Source organism: Formosa agariphila KMM 3901, from assembly GCF_000723205.1.
Classification (GTDB): domain Bacteria; phylum Bacteroidota; class Bacteroidia; order Flavobacteriales; family Flavobacteriaceae; genus Formosa; species Formosa agariphila.
This window is the reverse complement of record NZ_HG315671.1, coordinates 1,437,413-1,453,068: the sequence shown is the minus strand read 5'-3', so window position 1 is coordinate 1,453,068 and position 15,656 is coordinate 1,437,413. Positions and strand designations below refer to the sequence as shown.

The window sequence follows — 15,656 nt, the reverse complement described above, 5'->3', positions numbered from 1 at the left end:
AAAACACAGAAAAGCCTCAAAAAACAATTGTTTGAGGCTTTTTTAATTTATAAAACATCAGCAATTATTCAATTAAATAAATACCATCGTCTTTAATTTCTATTAAACGCTTTTTGTAAAGTGTTCCAACAGCTTTTTTAAAGTTCTTCTTACTCATTTGTAAGGTTTCTTTAATAGCTTCTGGAGCAGATTTATCGGTTAAATTTAGGTAACCGCTATTATCTTGAAGTTCCTTCATAATTAAATCGGCATTAGGCTCGATACTTCTGTAACCAATTTTACCTAACATAATATCCAACTTATTATCAGGACGTACTTTCTTAACTATCCCTTTTAATCTATCACCAACACTTAAATCTTGAAAAATGTCATCTTTAAAAATTAAACCGGTATGCTTTTTATTCACAATTACATTCATTCCAATATCTGATGGATGCGAAACAATTAAGTCCACCTCATCGAAAGCCTGAACAGTCAGTTCTTTATTGCTTAAAAAATGATTGGTTTTACTAGATGCCACCAAACGATTACTTACCTCATCTTCGAAACAATAAACCAAATACCAACCTCCTTTTTTCATTTTATAGGCTTGTTCTTTAAACGGGCAAAATAATTCCTTTACTAATCCCCAATCTAAAAATGCTCCAAAGTCGTTCGCTTGATTACATCTCAATAAAGCAAAGTCTCCTTTTTTAATATAAGGTTTATCGGTAGTCGCAATAATACGCTCTTCATTATCTAAGTACACAAAAACCTCGATATCGTCTCCAATCTCAAAAGATTCTGGGACATAACGGTTTGGTAATAAGACATCGTTATTCTCGTCGTCTCCTAAAAACAATCCCGGTTCGGTATCGCGTAAAATGGTTAATGTGTTGTATTCTCCTAAATGTATCATGGCGCAAAGGTAATAATATTAGTGTTTGTATGTGTAATAAAACTGAGTCGACAATATGCAACTATTTTAAAGCTTTAAAATAATCGATTAAAATGCTATCGTTTATGGTTGAGGGTGTAAAAATTTCTAAAAGTTTAGGCGATTTTGATTCTGAATAAAATGTATTTAATTCCGATACCAATTCATATTCATTTGACGCTGATTGATACTCAAATTTATACATCTCTGCCAAGTGTTTAGCCGTTAAATGATGTTTGGTTTCAAAGAAACAATCGAAATTTTCGGTGTTTTTATGTCCTGGAAGAATTCTGAAAATTCCACCACCTTCATTATTAATGACTATTATTCTAAAATTTGAAGGAATATAATTATTCCATAACGCATTGCTATCGTATAAAAAACTAAGGTCACCAGAAATTAAGGTCGTTGGCTTTGGGGTAACAACTGCACAACCTATGGCTGTAGATGTACTACCATCTATACCGCTTGTACCACGATTACAAAAGACCTCAACATCTGCCGGCAAATTAAATAGCTGCGCATATCTAATGGTAGAACTATTTCCTAGTTGTAACACCGATTTTGGTCTTAATGTTTTTATCAGCACATCAAAAACTTTAAAATCGCTATACAACATATCGGCTAAATAGGCATCATGCTTTAATTCTCTATATTCTTTAACCCGATTCCAATATGTTTTATAATCGCTTTCTACTACAGTTATTCGGATAGTTAGCTGACTTAAAAACTGGTTGGGTGTGGTTTTAATATGTTTATTTAAGCTAAAAAATGTATCGTTCGCTTTAGTTTGACCAACATGCCAATGCTGTTTTGGTTTATACGTTCTAAGGAAGGCTTTTACACGTTTAGAAACAATTAAACCTCCAATGGTAAGTAAAATATCTGGTTGAAGTGCTTTAAATTCACCTTCCGTTAAAGGCGTTATTAATTTATCGATACTCGGAAAAAAAGCTTCATGATGCACATTCGATGTGGTTTCTGTAAGCACAATAACACTATCATCTTCAGCTAAAACATCCAAATATTTCTGTTCAATTTCATTCGGACCATTAACACCAACAAGTACTAATTTACGTTCAGCCGCATTCCAATCGTCGGCACAAAATTCTATGGTTTCGAAATCTAATTCTAACGATTCTTCTTCAATAGCAATCACCTCTGGATTTACCGATAAGGTTTCTACGCGATTATAAAGCGGTTCATCAAAAGGAATATTAATATGAACAGGACCTTGTTGTGCCTTCGCAATATTTAATGCTGAATTTATCTCCGTTTCATTGCTATTTTGAGCATGATTTTGAAGATTCAACACATGCTCTAATTTATGCTCCAGTGTTTTAAAAACAGGAAATGGTTCTGAAGAAAAGCGATTATGCTCCTCTTTCACGTCTAATTTTAAATTGGCTGAATATAAAATATGATTCTTAAACACATTTGGCTGATTGATGGTTTGTCCGTCACCAATACCAATCATATGCTTAGGGCGGTCTGCAGATAATACAACCAACGGAATATTACTATAGAACGCTTCGGAAATCGCAGGATAATAATTTAACAATGCACTTCCTGAAGTACAAGCAACGGCTACAGGTTTTTTTAATTGTTGTGCAATTCCTAATGCAAAAAATGCTGCACAACGCTCGTCTACGATACTATAACATGTAAAAAATGGGTCGTGTGTAAATCCAATAGTTAAAGGCGCATTTCTGCTTCCTGGAGATATTACAATATGTTTTATTTGTTTTGCTTTACACAGTTGAATTACTGTTTGTGCGAGCGGAATCGCTGAATATATCATGGAACATTAATTATAATCTATCAGCTGTAAAATTAAGCATTCTTAAATTTAAACACGACGAACTTCTATCTTTTTAAGTCAGAATATTTACATGTATTAAGTGCAATTAAAAAAGCACTTTTTTCATGGTTGACGTTTTACTAACGGTTTCCTCCCATTCTGCTTCCGGATTAGAATCTTTAGTAATGCCACCTCCAACATACAAAGCAATCTTACTTGGCAGTACCTGCATACAACGCAAATTGACATATAAATTGCTTACTGTTTTTACAGTTGCATACACATTATTTTCTACATTTCTACGATTGGTATTCCGTGTTTGTCGCTTTTTAAAATGTAACTCGCCCATAAATCCGCTGTAATACTCACGATTATAACCTTCATGTTCAAGTATAAAAGCCTTAGCCTCTGCTTTAGGTAAACCACAAACGGCAGGCGTCGGATGCAATGCGCGTACTATGTGTAATAATCCAGAATAGTCTTTCCCTAATCGTGCCGAAATTTGAGTCTGCAAATGCAATAACCCTCCTGCTCTAACAGTTCTTCGTTCTGAAGTTGAAACGTGTTCGACCTCAGCGTCTAAATTAGATACGATATAATCGGTTACAAATTGTTGTTCTTGTGCTTCTTTAGTTCCCCAACTTACCTCTGTAGTTCCTTTATAGACCTGAGTTCCCGCCAATGCCATAGTCGACATGCGTTGGCCTTCAATTTTCAATAAAGTCTCTGGAGTTGCCCCTAGCCAAAGTCCGATTTTTGGATGATACCAACAATACACAAATGCCGTTTTATAAGTCGCTAGTAAACGTTTAAAAACTTCAAAAACCTCTAAATTGTCTTTAGTCACATAATCAGGTCTAGATAGAACCACTTTCTTTAAATCGGTTTGCGCTATAGCTGAAATTGCTTTCTTTATAGTTTCAATATACGCTATCTTCTGATTTGAGGTTGATACTAATTCAGAATTAACTTGTTCTGATGCTGTACCTTCAAAGGCATCACAACATTCTAAATCTGATGCTGCTAAAGGCATTAATACCATTTTTGAAGCATCATCGAAGGGTGCAAATACAAATCCAGATTCCGACAAATCTTTGGTTTCATATAACGTATCATCGTGTTGAAATACGGCATTCACCTGATTTTCATTCGGTGTTCTATAAGCTACAAATGGTAAGGCGTCTTGAAACTGGGCGTTAAGACTTTCGAAAAAATCATCGTGATGCATTTACTGCTTTTTAGGTAAAGTAATGGTTGATAATTTACATAAGGAGATTAAATTATTGTCCTCGTCTGTTACACGAATATCTATAAGTTGCGTTGTTCTTCCTTTATGAATAAAAGTTGCCGTAGCATAAATATAACCCGACTTTACACTTTTTAAATGATTGGCAGTAATTTCTAAACCACGGACAAAAAATTCGTTTGTGTCTAAAAAAATATGAGATGCGAAACTTCCAACGCTTTCGGCTAAAGCAGCCGTTGCACCGCCATGCAACACACCATCTGGCTGATGTACTTTTGAAGTCACAGGCATTCTAGCTACTAAAGAATCTTCAGTATAATCTACAATTTCAATTTCTAATGTTTCCATTAGTGTATTTTTACATGCAGCATTAGCTAATTTAAGCACATGGTCTTTAGTTGGTTTCATATAAAACATATATTTTTAGATATACAAAAGTACAAAACGAGTTTCAGATAAATTCATACGCTTTATGAACATTCAACAATTAGAAGATAGTCGTGTAAAACTCACGCTTTTAGGCTTAAGTAATTATAAGTACGTAACATCTATTGCGTCTCAGGACGATTTGGTACAATATTCTCCATCGCATATTTCAACACCTGAAGCCTTAAGAGATTATGTAAAAACGGCTGTAGATGGTTACTACCATAAAACTTGTATCCCGTTTTTGGTATTCGACAAATCGAAAAATGCATATGCGGGTTGCACACGGTTTATGAATATAAATGCGAAACAAAAAGTTTTAGACATTGGCTCGACCTGGATTGGGTATGAATTTCATGGCACCGGTCTTAATGCCCATATGAAATTTTTAATGTTACAATATGCTTTTGAACACCTGGAATACGAAAGAGTAGAATTTAAGGTCGACGAGCGCAACATCCGTTCTAGAAAGGCTATAGAAAGTATAGGAGGAACTTTAGAAGGAATTTTAAGACAAAATCTATATTTACTTGATGGCTACAAACGAAACACTTGTATTTATGGAATATTGAAAGCCGAATGGGACGTTTTAAAAACCACGGTATTTAAAGATTTTAAAGCAGCTGATTAGTTTACTAATTTAGAGACAATGTCTTTTACAGGTAAAATAGACTTCGTATACTCTATGCTTGGTCCCGCCACCCAAACGGTTTTATAAGTCACTTCTTTTGCAGCTTTTTCTGTCGCTTTCATACCAATAGCAAAGCGCATCATCTTCACCCACTTTTTAAGGCTTTTGTTTTTATTCAGAAGCTTTTCGTACCAAGGTTGTGTGGTTCCTGTTTTCTGAACATAAGGTGTGTTTATAACTGTACATGGCGTTCCAGAAATACGTTCTGTCATCACAATGTCTTTGGCTCCGTAATCTACACAGGCTTGTTTATATTCTTCTGTAACTCCGGCTTCTACTGAAGCAATAAACGGACTTCCCACAGACACACCATCTGCACCAAATGTAATCATGCTATCTACATCTTCTTTTTTCCCAACGCCTCCCGCAGATATTACTGGAATATTACAGTTTAATGTCAGTTCTTGAATTAATGCTCGCGGCGATAATTCGCCACGGTGTCCTCCTGCCTGATTGTTAACCGCAATAATGGCATCTGCCCCGAGTGCTTCTACTTTTTTAGCAAACTTTAAATCGGTGACATCGCAGAATACTTTAATACCCACTTCATGGGCTTTTTTAATAGTTTCTTCTGGACTTCCTAAAGATGTAATAATAAAATCACATCCTTCTTTACACAATACTTCTAACTGGTCTTTATACTTAATATTAGATTTATTCACGATTAAATTAAATCCGAATGCACCACCCTTTACTTTTGCTGCTTTTAATTCGTGTATAGCCGATTTTAACTCAGCTAATGTTCTATAATTTAAAGCTGGAATACATCCTGCAATTCCACTCTCCATACCTGCTTTTACCATAGCCACATTAGAGACTAAAAACATGGGAGCTTGAATAATAGGATGCGTAATTTCTAGTAGTTCAGTAAGTTTTGTTTGCATAATTTATGTCTATCGGTTCTAACAAATATAAATCATTTTTATTATGCATGCATAATTTTTAATATAGAATTAGTAACTCATAATCACTTGTGTATGGATATTGGTTATAAATTATCTATCGCTTTAAAAAGAAACCTTAATCCCAAGTCATACGCTGTAATCGTACAGCGTTTAATATGGCTAACAACGCTACACCAACATCGGCAAATACCGCTTCCCACATGGTTGCTAATCCGCCGGCACCTAAAATCATTACGATTAATTTCACACCAAAAGCTAAGACAATATTTTGCCAGACAATAGCACGGGTAGACCGACTTATTTTAATAGCTGTAACAATTTTAGAAGGTTCGTCTGTTTGTATAATAACATCTGCTGTTTCTATAGCCACATCACTTCCTAATCCTCCCATGGCAATACCTATATCACTAGCTGCTAAAACAGGTGCATCATTAATACCATCGCCAACAAAAGCAATGTTTACACCAATAGTTTTCTTAAGTGCTTCTACATCGTTTAATTTATCTTCAGGCAATAAACCTCCTCTTGCTTCTGTAATGTCTAATTCTGAAGCGACTTGTTGTGTAATACTATCTTTGTCTCCAGATAACATTCTAATTTTTGAAATCCCCACAGCACGTAATCTCGTAATTGTGGCTTTGGCATCTGCTTTCAATTCGTCGGCAATTATAATATAGCCAGCAAACACATTATCGATAGCCACTAAAACAATAGACTCTACAACAGCTTCGGTTTCCTTAGGAATGTTAACATGGTGTGCTTCCATTAACCTTGCATTTCCTACCAATACCGTTTTGTCGTTTACTGTTGCTTGTAAACCTTGTCCAGCAAGTTCTGAAACGGCTTCAGCACTATAATTCCCTTTAGATTCATAGTTTAGAATCGCTTGTGCTATAGGATGCGTCGACTTCGCTTCAACCGCTTTTACATAATCCATCAACTCCGATTCTTCCCATTGTGTAGTAGTGATAGATTTTATTTTAAAAACACCTTTAGTAAACGTTCCTGTTTTATCTACTACCAAGGTGTTAATCTTATTCATAGCATCTAGAAGTGAAGCGCCTTTAAATAAAATTCCATGTTTAGAGGCTGCTCCCAATCCGCCGAAATACCCTAACGGAATAGAAATCACCAACGCACACGGACACGAAATCACTAAGAAAATTAACGCACGATACAACCAATCTCTAAATACATAATCCGAGACAACGAAGTACGGCAACACCGTTATTCCGATAGCTAAAAACACTACGATTGGCGTATAAATCCTAGCGAATTTTCGAATAAACAATTCCGTTTTCGATTTTCTCGCCGTGGCATTCTGAACCAAATCTAAAATTCTAGAAATAGAACTATCGTTAAAATCTTTGGTGACCTCAACCTCAATTACACCTTCTAAATTGATGCTTCCCGCATACACCTCTTTTCCTTTTTCAAGTGTGCTAGGTTTACTTTCGCCCGTTAAAGCGGCAGTATTTAAGGATGCTTTTTGAGATAATAACTTTCCGTCTAGCGGAATTTTCTCACCAACTCTAACTTCTATCTTTTCACCTATTTTTACAGTCTCCGGATTAACCGTTATTATTGAACCATTTCTAAACACATTTGCCTCTTTAGCCCGCATATCTAATAAAGCTTTAATGTTACCTTTTGCCTTATTTACAGCTGCCGATTGAAACAGTTCTCCTACGGCATAAAATAACATCACGGCTACACCTTCTGGATACTCTCCTAAAATAAAAGCGCCTAATGTTGCAATGGACATTAATAAAAATTCAGTAAAAAAATCACCTTGTTTAATACTTCCCCAACCTGCTTTCATCACAGGAAACCCTACAGGAATATAAGCGATGATATACCAAATAAGTCGGATTGGATTCTTGAAAAATGAAACCTCAAAATAATCAAGAGCGATACCAGACATTAGTAAACTAAAACTAATTATAGCTGGAACATACGCTTTAATTTTTGAGGATTCATTCTGATTTTCTTCATGGCAATGCCCTTGACTACAGCAATTTCCTGTATCTGGATTAGTCTCTTTATTTATATTACTCATCTTTAAATCGTTTTATATGTGTACTTACTAATACTTCAAAGGTGACAAATAAATCCATGCAATGGAAGTGCATTAATTAGCGCTACACTTATCGCAAATGCCTTTTACAACCAAATTAACATGTTCTGCAACATAGCCCTTTGGCACTTTAATTTTCGGAATTTTATGGTCTGTTAAACATACGGTAGCGCTACATTGGGTACAATGAAAGTGCAGATGTAAATCGGTTTCCAAATCGCAATGGCAATTGGGTTCGCACAACGCGTATTTAGTCACTCCGGTGCCATCGTCTATTTGATGTACTATAGCTTTATCTTCAAACGTTTTTATGGTACGGTATAATGTTGTTCTATCGGCTTTATCAAAAGCATTCTCAATATCACTTAAGGTGACAGCTTCTTGTTTTTCTGATAAGAATTTAAAAATAAGTATTCGCATCGCGGTGACACGAATACTTTTAGATTCTAAAAATTGTTCTACAGTTTGCATAATTTAATGACTGTGTTCTGATTCTCCTTTTTTCATTTCGGCACTTAAGTAATACGCGTTGTTTAAAGCAAATTTCGTTGACTCAGCTTGCGTTTCTAAAAAAGTAACCGCTTGCCAACCCTCGTCTTTTGCGCCTGGAATGACTTCCAAAGGTTCGAACTTCCATTCTTCAGCTTCTTGCTCTGCTTTAAATACAAAAAAGCGATTCCCTTCCTTAAAAATAGCGTGTTCCGGGATGGCTAATGATGCAATTTCGTTAATCTGTATTTTCCCTTTTATATACATCCCCGGGATTAAATGGCCTTTGTCGTTTTTAATTTCGGCATGCACATGAACGGCTTTCGGATTCTCTTCAAAAGTTTTACTCACTGAATAAATTTCGGCCATTAATTGGTCATCAAGAAATGATTGTACCGTAAATCTAACCTTCTGACCTTTTTTAACATGTTGTACGTCTTTCTCAAACACCATTAAATCGGCGTGCACATGATGTGTATTTACAATTTCGAACACTTCTGTTTCAGGTGCGACATACTGGCCCGTTTTCACATTTACTTTCTGCACAAAACCCTCTATAGGCGTGCGTAATCCTACACGCTGATAAATGGTGCCATTCTGAATACTTTCCGGATTCAATTGTAATAACTGCAATTGCGCCCCCAATCCGTTTGCCAATGCTTTCGATGCCTCATACTCTGCTTCTGCTTTCTGAAAATTAGCGCCAGACCCAACCCCGGAATCATATAACTTTTTCTGACGTTCGAAATTCTTTTTTAAATACATACTATTGCTATAAGCGTTCAAATAATCGGTTTGCATCTTAATAATATTCGGATGCGTTAAATAGGCCACGACCTGACCTTTTGCAACTTTATCGCCTTCTATCACTTCTATAGAAGCAATATTCGCACCAATAATAGTGGTAACCGAAGCTTCGTTCTGGGGTGGCACTTCTAAAGTTCCATTAGCTTCTACATAACCACTCATTAAACGGTTAGACAGAGTATCTACTTTCATTTGTAAGGCTTGAAATTGAGACGCCTTTAAATGCACTCCTTCTGCCTCTTCATGCTCGCCATGGTCTTCATGTTTTGCTTCAGAAGTTTCAACGTCATTAACCGTTTCGTTTGATTTTGTGTCTTTAGACCCACAACTTAAAACACTTGTAAGAAGTGTAAACACGCTGATATATATTAATTTTTTCATCTTAATTCTGATTAAAATATTGTAATTCGAATAAACTGTTCAAGTAATTTAAAAGCGCTTCTTGTGCATCCAATTCCGATTGAATCGCTTCTTTTATAAGTTGTGAAAATCCGCTATAATCTACAGCGCCTTCTTTATAGGCCAATAACGCCCCTTGGCGCTGTTCTTTAGCTAATGGCAATACTTTAGTATTGTAAAACATCCAGGATTCGGACCATTGCCTATATTGTGCCTGAGCTTGAAAATATTCAGATTTTACCTGTTCTTGTCTTAAGCGCACATTAGATTCTGCAATCTGTTTATCTATTTTGGCTGTCTTAATATCGGCGCGTTTACTACCGGACAAAAACGGAATCGATATCCCGCCTTGAAAACTGTAAAATCCGGACTGCCCATCGACATTTTGTAAACCACCTTGCACATTAAATTTTGGCAGACTATTTGCTTTGGCCGCTTTTAATTGAGCTTCTGAAGCTTTTACTTGCAATTCGGCCACTTGATACGCCGGATGCTTTTCAATATCTAATGCTGATATTAAAGCATCATGACCATCAAAAGTATCTGGAACGGTATAAAATGTATCCGACGCTAACCACAAATTCAACTGTTGTAAGGCAATACTATATGCGGTAAAAGCTTTCGTTTTTGTATTCTGAATTTGATAATACTGATGTTTTGCCGCCGCATATTCTAATCTCGAAATGGCTTCAACTTCATAATTCAGAGCAACTGCTTGTTCAAACTTGGTATAAACAGAATCTAATTCTGAATATAAATTATACTGCATTTTAGTCTGATACGCTTTGGCCCATGCTTTTTTGACCTCTAATGCCAATTGAAGCTCCGATAATTGATACGCCCGTTCGGCTAGTAAAATACGCTGATCCTGCAACTGCTTTTTAGCACCAATTCCGAATACATCAATATTATTTTGAGCGACCTGAACAGTAGTGTATATCCCTTCACCGCCTCTAAGTTCTTCACCGCCTGTAGACAAATTAGTTATCCCTAAATCGAAAGCCGTACTTTTAATTGCTTCTTCTTTATCTATAGCCAACGCTTTTTGTTTTAATAACGGATATTGCGTTTTAGATAATTGCACTGCATCTTCTAAAGAAATCTCCTGACTTTGATTGGGTACTTGTTGTGCAAATGTTAGTTGTGGAAGTCCTAAAAATAACACCATTACAGCAATTGCTGGTCCCATTGAACGTTTTATGGTAATTTTATCTTGACGTTCCTCAACCCAATGATATAAAATAGGAAGTACGAATAAGGTTAATAACGTGGACGTTAATAAACCACCAATAACCACAGTGGCTAACGGTCGTTGTACTTCGGCTCCTGCTGATGCCGAAATTGCCATAGGCAGAAATCCTAACACATCTGTAAATGCGGTAAGCATGATTGGTCGAATTCGGCGTTTAGTCCCTTCAAAAATGCGGTCTTTTAAATTGACGACGCCTTCATCCTTAAGTTCATTTAAACCGCTAATCATGACCAGTCCGTTTAATACGGCGACTCCAAAGAGGACAATAAATCCGACACCAGCAGAAATACTAAAAGGCATATCTCGCAACCAAAGCGCAAAGACCCCACCAATAGTCGCCATGGGAATCGCTATGTAAATCATGAGCGTTTGCGGAAATGATTTTAAGGCAAAATATATGAGTACAAAAATCAATAATAATGCAATTGGAACTACAGTTTGTAATCGGGAACTGGCGCGTTCTAGATTTTCGAATGCCCCACCATAACGGATAAAATATCCTGGAGGTAATTCTAATTCGGCATCTAATTTCGTCTGAATTTCTGTCACTAAAGATTTCACATCACGACCACGTACATTTACCCCGACATACGTTCTGCGATTGGTATTATCTCGACTTATTTGCATAGGCCCAGCTTTATACGAAATATCTGCTATTTCCTTTAACGGAATTTGAGAACCGCCTGGTAATTTGATAAACAAATTCTGAACATCCGTAATATCGGTCCTGTTTTTTTCTTGTAAACGCACGACTACATCAAAACGTTTTTCACCTTCAAAAATCACTCCTGCTTTTCCTCCTGCGAAAGCAGATTCCACAATCTGATTTAAATCATTTATTTGCAATCCGTATTGCGCCAATTTTTGTCGGTTATACGTAATGGTCATTTGTGGTAATCCTGTGGTGGCTTCAGCTTTCATATCGCCAATCCCTTCTATTCCTGCTATAAGTTTGGTTACTTCTTCAGCTTTTTCCGACAGCACATATATATCTTCACCATATAATTTAATAGCAATATCTTCACGAACACCTTCTAACAATTCATTAAAACGCATTTCCATGGGTTGTGTAAATTCGTAATTTACACCCGGAATTACTTGCACCGCCGCCTTCATTTTATCTATCAATTCGTCTTTAGAACTGGCAGACACCCATTCGCTTTTAGGTTTTAGAATTACAATAACATCGGCCAAATCCATGGGCATAGGGTCTGTAGGTATTTCGGCCACACCAATACGACTCACAACTTTATCGACTTCAGGAAAGTTAGCTTTTACAACTTGTTCAATTTTTGTTGTCGTTTCAATGGTTTCTGTAAGCGAACTTCCTGGTTTTAAAATGGCATGAAATGCAATATCGCCTTCGTCTAACTGCGGAATAAACTCGCCTCCCATTCTAGAAAACATAAACACCGTGACTGCGAATAACAAAACCCCAAGTCCGATAATCCATTTTCCTTTATTTAAAGCGCCATCTAATAACGGTTGATATTTACGCTCTACCCAGTGTACAAACTTGTCGCCGTAAGATAATTTATCTGTTTTAGGCGCACGAAGTATTAAAGCCGACATCATTGGGACGTAGGTTAAACACAAAATCATGGCACCAATCATCGCGAAAATAAAAGTTAACGCCATAGGTTTAAACATTTTTCCTTCAATCCCTTCTAGAGCAAGAATTGGAAGAAACACTATAAGAATAATAAGCTGACCAAAGAACGCGGCATTCATCATTTTCTTTGAGGCCTTTGAAGCAATTTTATCTCGGTTTTCGGATGTGAGTTTCCCTTTTTTAAGGACTTGAGAGGCGAAAATAAATACGGTAGCTTCTACGATAATAACGGCGCCATCGACAATAATTCCGAAATCTATCGCACCTAAACTCATTAGATTTGCCCAAACATCGAACACATACATTAATATAAATGCAAACAGTAAGGATAACGGAATGGTCGATGCGACTATAAGTCCACCACGCCAATTTCCTAATAGGAAAATCAGGACAAAGATGACGATTAGGGCACCTTCAACTAAGTTGAACCCAACGGTAGAGGTTGTTTTTGCAATTAGAACACTTCGGTCTAAAAGCGGTTGAATTTCGACACCTTCCGGAAGTGATTTCTGAATGAGTTGCATACGTTCCTTAACGGCTTGTATCACGTCGTTAGAATTCGCACCTTTTAACATCATGACTAATCCGCCAACAACCTCGCCTTCGCCATCTTGGGTTAGAGCACCATAACGAATGGCCGAACCAAATTTAACTTCGGCAATAGACCCAATAGTAATGGGCACGCCTTGGGCATGAGACACTACAATTTGTTTAATATCGTCTAAACTGCGAATTAAACCTTCGCCACGAATAAAATGGGCTTGATGGTTTTTCTCGATATACGCACCACCAGTATTCTGATTATTAACTTCTAAAGCTTCAAAAATATCGGTAATGGATAAACCAATCGCATTTAATTCTGAAGGGTCTACAGCAACTTCGTATTGCTTAATTTTTCCACCAATAGCATTCACTTCAACAACACCCGGCACCATAGCCATTTGACGTTGCACAATCCAATCTTGCATGGTTCGCAAATCTGAAATCGAATATGTGTCTTTATATTCAGGCTTTACTTTAAGTGTGTATTGGTAGATTTCTCCTAATCCTGTAGTAATCGGTCCCATGGTTGGCGTACCAAAACCTTCGGGAATATCTTCTTTAACTTCGGTCAGTTTTTCGGATACTAATTGTCTTGGTAAATAAGTTCCCATGTCGTCGTCGAAAACGATGGTGACTACCGATAAACCAAAACGTGATACCGAACGAATTTCTTTAACATCTGGTAAGTTACTCATCGCAACTTCTACAGGATAGGTTACAAATTGTTCTATGTCTTCGGTGCCTAAATTAGGTGCTTGTGTAATGACTTGAACTTGATTATTTGTAATGTCTGGAACGGCATCTATGGGCACTTTTGTCATGCTCCAAATCCCCGCTCCTATTATGGTAAGCGTAAGCAAACCAATAATAAATTTATTATGGATTGAAAAATCAATGATTTTATTAATCATACAAAATGGGTTATAATGTGATTATAAATTAAAACGTATTCTTAAATGGTCTTTAAGAATTATGTACTTATACCATTTCTCATTGAAATAACCATAATAAAACACCCTTTTTTACTTTCTATTTCAGAATAAAAAGAAACCGTAACTAAGGCTATGCTTTATTTTTCTTCTTCATTTAAAGAAAAAAATCATTATTTTATTTTATAGTAATTTCAAACAAGAATTGGTATTAAACCCTGTAAAAACAGGACACATTATACCCGAGGCGGTTGTAATAAAGTCTGATTAAAATCTTGACCTAGACTATCGAAATGAAGAAATATTTTTGTTGAAATGTCTGGCACTGTAAAGGAAACTTGTAGAGGCGTAAATTCTGTAGCGTGAATATGGCAACAATGGCATTGGCAAAATGGAGAACATTCGTCTGTAGCATTGTGCTCGTGGTTCGCATCCGATTGTTGCGTAATTTCGGTAGTTGTATCATCGCCAATAGGAGCAATATCTTCGCAAGGCGCAAAGTTTAATGCTAAAATATAAATGGATAATATGACTGTTAAAAATTTCATGAATTCAAATATACAAATTATTTAATGCAATAGGATTGCAAAACTAGCATACTCAAAACTAAAATAATTTATTATTTACAAAAAACTCAGTTAATCGATTTTATATTCTTTTAATAGAATTTTTAAAATCAACTAAAAATTATTTATATAATTTATTACTCCCTAAGAATTTGATTGATAATCATAGTATATAAATCAACTAATCAATCTATTTATGAAAAGTAATTTTAATGAGATATTAGAATTTTGGAGAACCGAATATTCATCAAAAGTAAAAATTTATGAAAATTACAAATCCAAAAATCAGTTACAATTATTTGCTAATATATTCTCTCCCGGTAATACTTATTTTTATGTTATAAATGCCCACAATTTAGAAATAGAATTTGTTTCTGAAGGTGTACAAGATGTTTTAGGCATTTCTGCTGAAGACATTGATATAGAAAAAATTCTTAGCACGGCTCTACCTGAAGAAATTGAAAGTTTAAAAAAAAAGGAATTAATAATAAAAGATTTCTTTTTTAATTTTGTTGATAAAGATAAAATTACTGATTACAAGGCGGTGTATACCTATAAAATGACGAATTTTAAAAACGAGTGTTGTACCATGTTACACCAATTAACCGTAACTTCTGTGACAGAAAATCATATTCCTATGCATGTTTTAAGTGTGCATTCCAAAATTGAACACATTCAAAAACAATCACTGCCTTATGTATCATTTATCAGTCTAACAGGGGGGCCTTCCTACTATAATGTGTCAATAGAACATGAAGTTTTTAATCCGAAACGAATAAAAGATACCCCTACAAACCTGTTAAGCATTCTTACAAAACGTGAAATCGAAATTGTTAAGCAAATATCGAATGGCCTAAATGCTAACGAAATAGGTAATATGTTATCTATTTCACCGCACACCGTTAGAACACATAAGAAAAATATTCTATGCAAAACAGGAGTAAAAAACACTGCGGAACTTATGGCGAAAGGATATATCGAAGGACTTTTAACATAA

The 15,656-nt window shown here is 35.8% G+C and carries 12 protein-coding genes; 2 read left to right on the top strand and 10 right to left on the bottom strand.

The annotated features are described in order from the left end of the window. Positions 1–64: 64 nt before the first annotated feature. The 4 genes from BN863_RS06110 to BN863_RS06095 all read right to left on the bottom strand — a co-directional run bounded on the left by BN863_RS06110 (position 65) and on the right by BN863_RS06095 (position 4,371). Positions 65–898: a CvfB family protein gene (locus BN863_RS06110; protein WP_038528573.1), complete on the bottom strand. Its 834-nt coding sequence runs from the start codon at positions 896–898 to the stop codon at positions 65–67. Positions 899–959: 61 nt separating this feature from the next. Beyond that, on the bottom strand, positions 960–2,717 hold the full coding sequence (menD, locus tag BN863_RS06105) for a 2-succinyl-5-enolpyruvyl-6-hydroxy-3-cyclohexene-1-carboxylate synthase (RefSeq protein ID WP_038528571.1): 1,758 nt from the start codon (positions 2,715–2,717) through the stop codon (positions 960–962). 106 nt (positions 2,718–2,823) lie between these two features. Beyond that, the gene (locus tag BN863_RS06100) at positions 2,824–3,945 is read right to left on the bottom strand and encodes a chorismate-binding protein (protein WP_038528568.1); all 1,122 of its coding nucleotides are present in this window, start codon (positions 3,943–3,945) and stop codon (positions 2,824–2,826) included. After that, positions 3,946–4,371 carry a PaaI family thioesterase gene (locus BN863_RS06095; RefSeq protein WP_038528566.1) on the bottom strand — a complete coding sequence of 142 codons (426 nt, stop codon included), beginning with the start codon at positions 4,369–4,371 and terminating at the stop codon, positions 3,946–3,948. A 64-nt stretch (positions 4,372–4,435) separates the two neighbouring features. Here BN863_RS06095 and BN863_RS06090 point away from each other — a divergent pair, with 64 nt between their 5' ends. Beyond that, the gene (locus BN863_RS06090; RefSeq protein ID WP_038528563.1) at positions 4,436–5,020 is read left to right on the top strand and encodes a GNAT family N-acetyltransferase; all 585 of its coding nucleotides are present in this window, start codon (positions 4,436–4,438) and stop codon (positions 5,018–5,020) included. Here the strand turns inward: BN863_RS06090 and BN863_RS06085 are convergent. From BN863_RS06085 to BN863_RS06060, 6 genes are all read right to left on the bottom strand, one after another. Beyond that, positions 5,017–5,964 carry an NAD(P)H-dependent flavin oxidoreductase gene (locus BN863_RS06085; protein ID WP_038528560.1) on the bottom strand — a complete coding sequence of 316 codons (948 nt, stop codon included), beginning with the start codon at positions 5,962–5,964 and terminating at the stop codon, positions 5,017–5,019. The two genes, BN863_RS06090 and BN863_RS06085, sit on opposite strands and share 4 nt — an antisense overlap. Before the next feature lie 136 nt (positions 5,965–6,100). Further along, positions 6,101–8,044 (bottom strand): heavy metal translocating P-type ATPase, encoded by a 1,944-nt coding sequence (locus tag BN863_RS06080; protein ID WP_038528558.1) that lies wholly within the window; start codon positions 8,042–8,044, stop codon positions 6,101–6,103. A 72-nt stretch (positions 8,045–8,116) separates the two neighbouring features. Continuing rightward, the gene (locus BN863_RS06075; protein WP_038528555.1) at positions 8,117–8,533 is read right to left on the bottom strand and encodes a Fur family transcriptional regulator; all 417 of its coding nucleotides are present in this window, start codon (positions 8,531–8,533) and stop codon (positions 8,117–8,119) included. Between the two features lie 3 nt (positions 8,534–8,536). After that, positions 8,537–9,739 carry an efflux RND transporter periplasmic adaptor subunit gene (locus BN863_RS06070; RefSeq protein WP_038528553.1) on the bottom strand — a complete coding sequence of 401 codons (1,203 nt, stop codon included), beginning with the start codon at positions 9,737–9,739 and terminating at the stop codon, positions 8,537–8,539. A 1-nt stretch (position 9,740) separates the two neighbouring features. Then, positions 9,741–14,075: a CusA/CzcA family heavy metal efflux RND transporter gene (locus tag BN863_RS06065; protein WP_038528550.1), complete on the bottom strand. Its 4,335-nt coding sequence runs from the start codon at positions 14,073–14,075 to the stop codon at positions 9,741–9,743. A gap of 254 nt (positions 14,076–14,329) precedes the next feature. Then, on the bottom strand, positions 14,330–14,641 hold the full coding sequence (locus tag BN863_RS06060; protein ID WP_038528548.1) for a DUF6660 family protein: 312 nt from the start codon (positions 14,639–14,641) through the stop codon (positions 14,330–14,332). Positions 14,642–14,855: 214 nt separating this feature from the next. On the opposite strand from BN863_RS06060, the gene BN863_RS18735 reads away from it, so the two are divergent. Beyond that, positions 14,856–15,656, top strand: coding sequence for a response regulator transcription factor (locus BN863_RS18735; RefSeq protein ID WP_051774570.1), 801 nt, complete (start codon positions 14,856–14,858; stop codon positions 15,654–15,656).